Below are 10360 nucleotides of genomic sequence, written 5' to 3'. Positions count from 1 at the left end.
AAGCAGCGCCATCACGCCACCGATGCAGAAGAACGCGAACGACGTGACGAGGTACAGCGTTCCGATCGTCTTGTGGTCAGTGGTGGTGAGCCACTTGATCACGACGTTGCCGGGCTGCTTGCGCCGGACCGGCAGCTCGTCTGAGTAGTGTCCCTCAGCTGCCGCGGCACCCTGGGGTTCGTTGAGGATGCTCACAGGTTGTTCGTCTCCCGGTTCTTCTCGTGGGCGGTCTGCTCGATGCCCGCGGGAACGTAACCGGTCTGCCCCTTCTTGGCGAGGTCCTTGAGGTGCTGCTCGTAGCGCTCGGGGGAGACGACCTTCACGTTGAACAGCATCCGGGAGTGGTCGACGCCGCAGAGCTCGGCGCACTTGCCCAGGAAGGTGCCCTCCTTGTTGGGGGTCACCTGGAAGGAGTTGGTGTGGCCCGGGATGACGTCCTGCTTCATGAGGAACGGCACCACCCAGAAGGAGTGGATGACGTCACGCGAGGTGAGGACGAAGCGGACCGTCTTGCCCTTGGGCAGCCACAGCGTGGGACCCGGGTTGTTGGTCTGCGGGTTCCGCGTGCCGGGCGTACCGACGTCGTAGACACCGCCGGCGTTCGCCGGGAAGTCCGCCTTGAACCGGTCCGGAATGGCGTCCAGGTTCTTGTCGGTCTTCGCGTCGCCGGTGGAACCGTCGACGTTCTCGATGTAGTTGAAGCCCCAGCTCCACTGGAAGCCGACCACGTTGACGGTGACGTCGGGCTTCTTGTCGAGGCTGAGGAGCTTCGACTCGTCGCGGGCCGTGAAGTAGAACAGGACCGAGACGATGATGAGCGGGACCACGGTGTACAGCGCCTCGATGGGCATGTTGTACCGGGTCTGCGGAGGAACTTCGACCTTCGTGCGGCTGCGCCGGTGGAAGAAAGCACTCCACAGGATCAGGCCCCACACCAGCACGCCGGTGGCCAGCGCGGCAGCCCAGGAGCCCTGCCACAGGGAGAGGATCCGCGGAGCCTCTTCCGTGGTCGGGGTGGGCATACCAAGGCGGGGGAAGTCCTTGTATGTGCAACCGGTGGCGGTCGCCAGGACCAGGCCCGCGGTCATTGCCTGCAGCAGCTTCCGCCGCATCGGGCGCCGCGGCGAGCGGTCGGAGCCGTTGGGACTCACGTAGCGCCTTCCCGAGAGTCTCGCCCGCGCGGATTGGCTGCGGCCTGCCTTACTCGGTGGTCGGTCGCCGCCCTGCGTCGGGCAGGGGTTTGGATGTTTATGCGGACCAAACCCTAGCCCACGCTCTTCGAGGGTTCGCGGGGAGGGGTGCCTACTGGGTTGGGGGTTCGCTGGATTGGCGGCTGCGGCTGCGTTGTGGCTGGTCGCGCAGTTCCCCGCGCCCCTAGGGAGTTAGCGTTGGCCTGTGTCTTATTTCGACGCTGCTTCCAGTGTTCCCCTTCATTCCGTCGCTCGTCAGGCGCTGTTGGCCTCCCTGGACGAGGGGTGGGCTGATCCCTCTCGGTTGTATCGGGAAGGGCGTCGGGCCCGGATGCTGCTGGACGCTGCGCGGGAGGCCGCTGCTGAGGCTGTGGGGTGTCGTCCGGACGAGCTCAGGTTCACCCCGTCCGGTACTGCGGCCGTGCACGCCGGTATCGCCGGGGCGTTGGCCGGGCGGCGGCGCGTGGGGCGTCACCTGATCGTGTCAGCCGTTGAACATTCTTCCGTGCTCCATTCGGCCGAACTGCACGAGAAGGAGGGCGGTTCGGTCACCCGAGTGAGGGTTGACCGCGAGGGGCGGGTCACCCCCGCCGACTATGCGGCCGCGCTCCAGGAGGACACCGCGCTCGCCTGTCTCCAGTCCGCCAACCATGAGGTGGGGACCGAGCAGCCGGTGGCCGAGGTGGCCGAGGTGTGCCGGGCGGCCGGGGTGCCGTTGCTGGTGGATGCGGCGCAGTCGCTGGCCTGGGGGGCGGTCGAGGGGCCCTGGTCGCTTCTGGCGGGCAGTGCGCACAAATGGGGTGGACCCGCTGGAGTCGGGCTGCTTGTCGTGCGTAAGGGGGTGCGGTTCGCCGCTCAAGGACCCGTGGACGAAAGGGGATACGGGTTCGAGAACCTCCCCGCGATCGTCGCTGCGGCGGCCTCGCTGCGGGCCGTGCGGGCCGAGGCGGCTCAAGAGGCGGTACGGCTGCGGGAGCTGACGGAGCGGATCCGGGCGCGGGTGCCGGAGCTCGTCGCGGATGTGGAGGTGGTGGGCGATCCGGAGCGGCGGCTGCCGGGGATCGTCACCTTCTCCTGTCTCTATGTCGACGGGGAGACATTGCTGCACGAGCTGGACCGGGAGGGATTCTCCGTTTCCTCCGGTTCGTCCTGTACGAGCAGCACGCTGACGCCGAGCCATGTGCTGAAGGCGATGGGGGTGCTGAGTGAGGGAAATGTGCGGGTGTCGTTGCCGGCGGGGACCGCGGCCGAGGACGTGGAGCGGTTTCTCGCCGTGCTGCCGGGCGTGGTGAACGGCGTACGGGAGAAGCTGGGCGCACCTGCGCCGGTGGCGGTCGTCCGTGAGGACGAGCTGGTCGTCGACGCCCTCGGCAAGCGCTGCCCGATCCCGGTCATCGAGCTGGCGAAGGTCATCGGCGACGTGCCGGTGGGCGGGCTCGTGCGGGTGCTGTCGGACGACGAGGCGGCCCGCCTGGACATCCCGGCGTGGTGCGAGATGCGGGAGCAGGAGTACGTGGGTGAGGAGCCGGCGGACAAGGGGACTGCCTACCTCGTCCGCCGGACCTCCTAGCGGCTACGCCAGGTGCTTCTGGACCTCGGCCGCGGCCTCGTCGCCGTACGCCTTGGTGAAGCGCTCCATGAAGTGGCCGCGGCGCAGCTGGTACTCCTGGGTGCCGACGGTCTCGATGACGAGGGTCGCCAGCATGCAGCCCACCTGGGCCGCCCGCTCCAGCGAGACGCCCCAGGCCAGGCCCGACAGGAACCCGGCGCGGAAGGCGTCGCCGACGCCGGTCGGGTCGGCCTTGCGGTCCTCCTGCGGGCAGCCGACGACGATCGGCTCCTCGCCGGCCTTCTCGATCCGCACGCCGCGCGAGCCGAGGGTGGTGACGCGGTGGCCGACCTTCTCCAGGATCTCGGCGTCCGTCCAGCCGGTCTTGGACTCGATGAGCCCCTTCTCGTACTCGTTGGAGAAGAGGTACGTGGCGCCCTCCAGCAGGACCCGGATCTCGTCGCCGTTCATCCGGGCGATCTGCTGGGAGAAGTCCGCGGCGAAGGGGATGGACCGGGAGCGGCACTCCTCCGTGTGGCGGAGCATCGCCTCCGGGTCGTCGGCGCCGATGAGGACCAGGTCGAGGCCGCCGACGCGGTCGGCGACGGTCTTGAGCTCGATGAGGCGGGCCTCGCTCATCGCACCGGTGTAGAAGGAGCCGATCTGGTTGTGGTCGGCGTCGGTGGTGCAGACGAACCGGGCGGTGTGCAGGGTCTCGGAGATGCGGACCGAGGCGGTGTCGACGCCGTGGCGGTCCAGCCACGCCCGGTACTCGTCGAAGTCGAAGCCTGCGGCGCCGACCAGGATCGGCTCGGTGCCCAGCTGACCCATCCCGAAGGCGATGTTCGCGCCGACGCCGCCGCGGCGGACGTCGAGGTTGTCGACCAGGAAGGAGAGCGAGACCGTGTGCAACTGGTCCGCGACCAACTGGTCGGCGAAGCGGCCGGGGAAGGTCATGAGGTGGTCGGTGGCGATGGAGCCGGTGACTGCGATGCGCACGGCGTGGACTCTCCTGTGGGGAGAAACTGGATTGACAGTTCACGCTACCCGGTCCGCGCGGGGCGCTGCAGCCGCCGAAACTACCCGATAGTAGATCTTTCTTCGCGGGCGTCGGCGTGCATACGGTGCCGTCATGACGAACCTGAAGGCCCCTGCCCCCGCTCCGGCCGACCTCGACGGCGACCTGGCGTCGCTGCGCGGTGACTGCGCCCGGATGGTCCCGCACTGGGCCGCCCCCGACCGGGTTGCTTCCCTTCCGGTCTCCCCCTCACTCATCCACGGGGTGAAGGTGCCGGCGAAGTCCGCCCGGCTGCTGGACGCGATGTCGGACTACGGAGACTGAGCCCGGCGCTCTGAAGGGAACCGCGCGCTCCCCCGCTGCGTCCCATCGCTGTCCCCCGTAAAGGGGATGCGGGATACGACCCTCCGGCTCGCCGTTTTGACAGGGCCGGGTCAGGGTCATAGGGACAGCTGCGCGGCCGAAGGAGCGATGCGGTGAACACCGAGCGACCCGACAACGACGACGACGCCGAGGTCGTCGACAGGGACACGGGCGCCGATGAGGCTGCCGAGGAGGCCACGGAAGCGGCGCCTGAGGAGACCGGCGAGACCGCTGAGGCGGTCGCCGAGGAGACGGGCGGGACCACGGAGACGGACGCCGAGGAGACCGGCGGGGCCACCGAGGAAGCCGCCGAGGAATCCGGTGCTCCTGAGGAGCCCGTCGTCGCGGCCACAGGCGAGCGGGACGACACCGAGCACCCCGCCCGGCGTCGCTCCCCCGTGCTCATCGCCTCCGTCGCCGCCGCCGTGCTGCTCGTCGGCGGTGGTGGGGCGTATCTCGCCACCGGCGCCGCGAGCGGCTCGGGCGACGGCGGTACGACGTCCGGGGCGCCCGGCGACGACACTCCCCCGCCGCTGCATCTGGACGGGTACGGCGAGGGCGGCGGCACCGGCGGTATCGCGCCCGGGGAGCCGAACCCGTACGGCGTGACCTACCAGGCCGACGGCACGCTCCCGGACGGCCCCGACTCCGCGCCCGTGTACCGGGCGACCGGCGAGGTCACCAAGGACGAGGTGGTCCGGCTGGCCGAGGCGCTCGGGGTGGCCGGGACGCCGGTCCTGGAGGGGAAGGCCTGGAAGGTAGGGGGGCAGGACGCCGCCGGGCCGAGTCTCCAGGTGAACCAGCTCGCGCCGGGGACCTGGACCTTCCACCGGTACGCGCCCGGCACCGACAACTGCAAGAGCGAGACGGTGTGCGCGAGCGACCCCGCGGCCCCGGCCGGCGACCCGGTCAGCGAGGACGTCGCCAAGAAGGCGGCGGCGCCGGTTCTGAAGGCGGTCGGGCAGGACGACGCGAAGGTCGACGCGAGCCAGGTCATGAGCGCGCAGCGGGTGGTGAACGCCGATCCGGTGGTGGGCGGGCTGCCTACGCACGGCTGGACGACCGGTGTCACCGTCAACGTGCAGGGTGAAGTGGTCGGCGGCGGCGGGCAGTTGAAGGCGCCGGTGAAGGGTGACACGTACCCCGTCGTGGACGCGGAGAAGGCGCTGGAGCTGATGAACGCGCGGTCCGTGGGCGACCATCGGATGGGGATCGGCGGCTGCGCCAGTCCCGTACCGCTGAAGGACCGCCTGGAGGCGCCCTGCGGATCGTCGTCCGGCACGCCGGAGGCGGGTACGCCGGTGCCTCCGAAGCAGGACACCATCACCGTGGAGAAGGCCGTGTTCGGGCTTGCCGCGCAGTACGTGGACGCGCGGCAGACGCTGGTGCCGTCCTGGCTGTTCCAGGTGAAGGCGGCGGGGGCGCAGGACTCGTTCACGGTGACGTATCCGGCGGTCGACCCGAAGTACATCGCCTCGGCGACGCCGTCCGCGGAGCCGAGCGGCGAGCCGACCGCTCCGCCGAGCCCGCGGCCGACCGGGCCGGGTTCCGACGAGCCGACCGCGGCGCCGGCCACGCGGGACGTGCAGGTGGACGGCTACACCGCCGACGGGAACGAGCTGACCGTGAGCTTCACGGGCGGTGTCTGCGCCGACTACAAGGCGGCCGCCGTCGAGGGCTCGGACAAGGTGACGGTCACGGTGACCGAGACGCCTTGGCCCGACAAGGTCTGCATCATGATCGCCAAGGTGTACCACCAGAGCGTGCCGCTGGACGAGCCGTTGGGTGACCGGAAGGTCGTCGGCTCGGACGGCAAGGAGATCCCGCTGGAGAAGGCGGGGGCCAGGCTGCCGGGCACGTCCGGGGCGAGGTAGGCCCGGGGTCCGGAGAACAGCTGAAGGCGGCGGCCCTGTCGGAGGGGGCCGCCGCCTTCGCGTGTGTTCAGTTCTTCGGCTGGAGCCGTGGGGCTTAGCTGAAGGAGTCGCCGCAGGCGCAGGAGCCCGTCGCGTTCGGGTTGTCGATCGTGAAGCCCTGCTTCTCGATGGTGTCGACGAAGTCGATGGACGCGCCGCCCAGGTACGGGGCGCTCATGCGGTCGGTGACGACCTTCACGCCGTCGAAGTCCTTGACGACGTCGCCGTCGAGCGAGCGCTCGTCGAAGAAGAGCTGGTAGCGCAGGCCGGAGCAGCCACCGGGCTGGACGGCGACACGCAGGGCCAGGTCGTCACGGCCTTCCTGGTCGAGCAGGGCCTTGACCTTCGCCGCGGCGGCGTCGGACAGGATGATGCCGTCGGTGACGGTGCTGGTCTCGTCCGATACGGACATCTACATCTCTCCCGGGTTGTACGGAGACTGCTTGCCGACTGGTGCAACCGGCAAGGCCGCGGATTCATTCCGGGCCGGGCGCCGTTTTTCCGGCGTCTTCTTCATGCTCGCACACCTGACAGGCGGCGGAAAATGCCGCGTCGGGATTCATGTCACATCGACGCAATGACCATCGTCAAAGTGACGTGAACCGGGTTATGATAGATAACGTCAGAACGACGAAAAGTAGAAAGGGTGCGTGTCGTGACCACCGCCCAGACCCAGGAGCTCGACGTACAGCCGACGCCCCTCGCCCTGCTGCTCCTCGGCCGTGAGGCCGACCCGAAGAGCGAGCGGGGTGTGGAGTGCCCCGGCGATCTGCCCTCGCCGTCCGACCCGGACCTGGTGGAGCGTGCCCGCGCGGCCAAGGAGAAGCTCGGGAACAAGGTCTTCGTCCTCGGCCACCACTACCAGCGCGACGAGGTCATCCAGTTCGCCGACGTCACGGGCGACTCCTTCAAGCTGGCCCGGGACGCGGCCGCGCGCCCGGAGGCCGAGTACATCGTGTTCTGCGGTGTGCACTTCATGGCGGAGTCGGCGGACATCCTGACCAGCGACGACCAGAAGGTCGTGCTGCCCGACCTGGCCGCCGGGTGCTCGATGGCCGACATGGCCACCGCCGAGCAGGTCGCCGAGTGCTGGGACGTGCTGACCGAGGCCGGGATAGCCGAGCAGGTCGTGCCGGTCTCCTACATGAACTCGTCCGCGGACATCAAGGCGTTCACGGGCAAGCACGGCGGCACGATCTGCACCTCGTCGAACGCCAAGCGCGCGCTGGACTGGGCCTTCGAGCAGGGCGAGAAGGTCCTGTTCCTGCCCGACCAGCACCTCGGCCGCAACACCGCCGTCCGGGACATGGGCATGTCCCTGGAGGACTGTGTCGTCTACAACCCGCACAAGCCGAACGGCGGCCTGACCGCCGACCAGCTGCGTGCCGCGAAGATGATCCTGTGGCGCGGCCACTGCTCGGTGCACGGCCGGTTCTCGCTGGACTCGGTCAACGACGTGCGCGAGCGCATCCCGGGTGTCAACGTCCTGGTCCACCCCGAGTGCAAGCACGAGGTCGTGGCGGCGGCGGACTACGTCGGTTCGACGGAGTACATCATCAAGGCGCTGGAGGCGGCCCCGGCCGGTTCCAAGTGGGCGATCGGCACCGAGCTGAACCTCGTGCGCCGGCTCGCGAACCGTTTCGCGCCCGAGGGCAAGGAGATCGTCTTCCTCGACAAGACGGTCTGCTTCTGCTCGACCATGAACCGCATCGACCTGCCCCACCTGGTGTGGACGCTGGAGTCGCTCGCCGAGGGCAAGCTCGTCAACCGCATCGAGGTCGACAAGGAGACCGAGGCGTTCGCGAAGCTGGCGCTGGAGCGGATGCTGGCGCTGCCGTAACCCCCTGGTGATCACCCCGAGGAGGAGTCCTCCTCGGGGTCCGAGGGGTCTGCGGGGTCGAGGCTGAAGACCGTGCCGTCCGGGGTGACGGTGATCAGCGCGCCGCCGTACGGCAGCACCTGGGCCTTGGCCGTGTCACCACCCCCGGAGATCCTCTGGGCGTGGGTGCCCGTCTCCCACAGCTTGTCGCCGGTGCGGGTGTCGATCGCGGTCACCCGGCCGCTGGGGCTCGCCACATAGACGGTGCCCGTCTTCGCGTCGTACGTCGGCGGGCCCGCGTTCTCCACGCCGGTGCTCGTCCGCCACGACTCCTTGCCGGTCAGCGGGTTCACGGCGGACACCCGGCCGTCGGCCTCGGCGATCCACAGGGTGCCGCCGGCCAGGGTCGTGGAGCCGGTGTAGGTCTTCGGCAGCTTGATCGTGGTGCGCTTGCCGGTGTCCGGTTCGATCAGCAGGACCTCGCTGAAGGTGGAGTCCTTTAGGGCGTCCGGGCCGCTGTTGTTCGCGGGCAGCACCGCCAGCAGGCCCTCGACCGTGCCGGCCACACCGCTGTCGTACGGCGTCTTGATCCGCTTGACCACCGAGCCGTCCGACCGGTCCAGGCGCAGGAGCTGTGCGTCGGTGCCGCCCCGCTGCGGGAAGCAGTGCTCGTACAGGGCGGTGCCGACCGTCAGGAACGCGCAGTTGCTGCCGGACGGCAGCTCGCTGGTCCAGCGGTCCAGGCCGGTGCGCGGGTCGCGGGCCGTCACGATCCTTCCGCCGGGGTCGACGGTCAGGACGATCTCGCCCGACATGATCAGCTGGGCGTTCTGGTCGTTCACCTCGCGCCGCCACAGCTCGTCGCCGCGTTTCACGTCGAGGGCGATGACATGGACCGTGGCCCGTGAGGAGTCCACGCCTGCGACGGACTGCCGGATCAGCACCGTGCCGTCGTGCACACCGAGGATCGAGGCGTCGTACGTCTCCTTCGTGGTCCCGGTCGAGGCCAGGGAGGCGCGCCAGACCGTGTCGCCGGTGCGGGCGTCCAGGCGTTCGGGGAGCACGGTGGCGCCCGCGCAGTAGACGGCGTCCCCGCCGCGCACGCAGGAGGCGTCGCCGACCTCGCCGTCCGCCGTGCCCAGCGGCTGGATCTCGCCCCACTGCGCCGGCTCGGCCACCGTGGTCCGCCAGGGCTGCCAGCCGTCGGGCAGCGCCGCCCATCGGGAACCCGGGTCGTCACTCACCGTCGCGGAGTCGTCCGCGGCCCCGAACTGCGCGTACCCGAGCGCCCCCAGGGTCAGCGCACCGACCGCGGCGGTCACCGCCAGCAGCAGGCGGCGGCTGCGCCGGCGACGCCCGCTCGTCGTCGGTGCGGCCGAGCCGGTCCCCCCGTACGTCTCCTCGACGGTCCGCAGGTCGGCGAGGCGCAGGGTCGTGGTGTCCGGGTCCATGGGGTCCGGCTCGGGCAGGGCATCGGCGAACTCCTTGGCCAGGACGTCCAGTTGGGGCCGTTCGGCGGGGTTCTTGACCAGGCAGCGCTCCAGGACCGCGCGCAACTGCCGGGGTACGCCGTCCAGTCCGGGCGGCTCGTGGACGACCCGGAACGCGGTCATGTACGGGCTGTCGGCGTCGAAGGGGCCGCGGCCGGTGGCCGAGAAGACCAGCAGCGCGGCGAGTGAGAAGACGTCCGAGGCGGGTCCGACCGTGCGGGCGTCGGTGAACTGTTCCGGGGACATGAAGGGCGGGGTGCCGATCATCTGGCCGGTCTCGGTGAGGGTCTGGTGGTTCTCGGCGGCGCGGGAGATGCCGAAGTCGATGACGCGGGGGCCGTCCTCGGCCATCAGGACGTTGGCGGGCTTGAGGTCCCGGTGGACGACACCGGCGCGGTGGATGTCCTGGAGCGCCTCCACCAACCCCAGGGCCAGCCGCCGCAGTTGGGGGCCCTTGAGGGCGCCGTGGTCGCGGATGCGTTCGGCGAGGGAGCTGCCGGGGACGTACTGGGTCGCCATCCAGGGCCGTACCGCCTCCGGGTCGGCGTCCACCACGGGCGCGGTGAAGGCGCCGCTGACCTTGCGGACGGCGTCGATCTCCTGGCGGAAGCGGGCACGGAAGACCTTGTCCTCCGCGTACTGGGCGTGCACCACCTTGACGGCGACGTCCCGGCCCGAGCGTGATCTGCCCCAGTAGACGACGCCCATGCCGCCGGAGCCGAGCCGGTCGACCAGCTTGTACCCGCCGACCGACTTCGGGTCGTCCTTGTGCAGTGGCACGACCGTATGTCCCTTCCCGCGCACGGCAGTTCGAGGCCACAGAATACGCACGCAAAGAGCGAGGGCGGCCGGTCGCCCGGCCGCCCTCGCAGAGCCTGTGTCATATCCCCGGTCGGATCAGCGCGCGGCGTCTGGTGCGTGCGATCGCAAGGCGCCGGAGCGCCCGCGTGGCGGAGTCACGTGGGCGCTCCGGCAACGCGGCTGGGGGTCCCCCCACGCCCTTAAGGCAGTGGGGGAG

Annotated in this window: 8 protein-coding genes and 1 pseudogene; 4 read left to right on the top strand and 5 right to left on the bottom strand. The window is 70.1% G+C overall.

Annotated features, from left to right (window positions below):
- A pseudogene (locus tag IQ210_RS33670) lies at window positions 1-195 on the bottom strand (cytochrome ubiquinol oxidase subunit I); the annotation flags it as partial.
- A complete protein-coding gene (gene ctaC, locus IQ210_RS33665) occupies window positions 192-1151 on the bottom strand; it encodes an aa3-type cytochrome oxidase subunit II (protein WP_059191294.1) in 960 nt (319 codons plus the stop codon). The gene ctaC and the pseudogene IQ210_RS33670, both read right to left, overlap by 4 nt.
- A 244-nt stretch (window positions 1152-1395) precedes the next feature.
- On the opposite strand from ctaC, the gene IQ210_RS33660 reads away from it, so the two are divergent.
- The gene (locus tag IQ210_RS33660) at window positions 1396-2760 is read left to right on the top strand and encodes a cysteine desulfurase/sulfurtransferase TusA family protein (protein WP_194082960.1); all 1365 of its coding nucleotides are present in this window, start codon (window positions 1396-1398) and stop codon (window positions 2758-2760) included.
- 3 nt (window positions 2761-2763) lie between these two features.
- Here the strand turns inward: IQ210_RS33660 and IQ210_RS33655 are convergent, their stop codons facing one another.
- On the bottom strand, window positions 2764-3738 hold the full coding sequence (locus tag IQ210_RS33655; RefSeq protein WP_194082959.1) for a carbohydrate kinase family protein: 975 nt from the start codon (window positions 3736-3738) through the stop codon (window positions 2764-2766).
- Between the two features lie 133 nt (window positions 3739-3871).
- Between IQ210_RS33655 and IQ210_RS33650 the strand changes: the two genes are divergently transcribed.
- Window positions 3872-4081, top strand: coding sequence for a hypothetical protein (locus tag IQ210_RS33650; RefSeq protein ID WP_194082958.1), 210 nt, complete (start codon window positions 3872-3874; stop codon window positions 4079-4081).
- Between the two features lie 152 nt (window positions 4082-4233).
- Window positions 4234-5994, top strand: a complete 1761-nt coding sequence (locus tag IQ210_RS33645; protein WP_194082957.1) for a hypothetical protein — start codon at window positions 4234-4236, stop codon at window positions 5992-5994.
- Window positions 5995-6088: 94 nt separating this feature from the next.
- On the opposite strand, the gene IQ210_RS33640 is transcribed toward IQ210_RS33645, so the two are convergent.
- Window positions 6089-6445 carry a HesB/IscA family protein gene (locus IQ210_RS33640; protein WP_030794551.1) on the bottom strand — a complete coding sequence of 119 codons (357 nt, stop codon included), beginning with the start codon at window positions 6443-6445 and terminating at the stop codon, window positions 6089-6091.
- A 243-nt stretch (window positions 6446-6688) separates the two neighbouring features.
- On the opposite strand from IQ210_RS33640, the gene nadA reads away from it, so the two are divergent.
- Window positions 6689-7873, top strand: a complete 1185-nt coding sequence (gene nadA, locus IQ210_RS33635) for a quinolinate synthase NadA (protein WP_194082956.1) — start codon at window positions 6689-6691, stop codon at window positions 7871-7873.
- Window positions 7874-7884: 11 nt separating this feature from the next.
- Here nadA and IQ210_RS33630 read toward each other — a convergent pair whose 3' ends face one another.
- Window positions 7885-10122 carry a protein kinase domain-containing protein gene (locus tag IQ210_RS33630; RefSeq protein ID WP_194082955.1) on the bottom strand — a complete coding sequence of 746 codons (2238 nt, stop codon included), beginning with the start codon at window positions 10120-10122 and terminating at the stop codon, window positions 7885-7887.
- Window positions 10123-10360: the final 238 nt, after the last annotated feature.

The sequence above is a fragment of the Streptomyces justiciae genome, assembly GCF_015163075.1.
In the GTDB taxonomy this organism is placed as follows: Bacteria; Actinomycetota; Actinomycetes; order Streptomycetales; family Streptomycetaceae; genus Streptomyces; species Streptomyces justiciae.
The sequence above is the reverse complement of the archived record's forward strand: the minus strand, read 5'-3'. Positions and strand labels throughout refer to the sequence as shown.

Bases quoted from the DNA above. Each gene is read 5' to 3' on its own strand.
- IQ210_RS33650 (WP_194082958.1), top strand. From the start codon at position 3,872: ATGACGAACCTGAAGGCCCCTGCCCCCGCTCCGGCCGACCTCGACGGC.
- IQ210_RS33640 (WP_030794551.1), bottom strand. From the start codon at position 6,445: ATGTCCGTATCGGACGAGACCAGCACCGTCACCGACGGCATCATCCTG.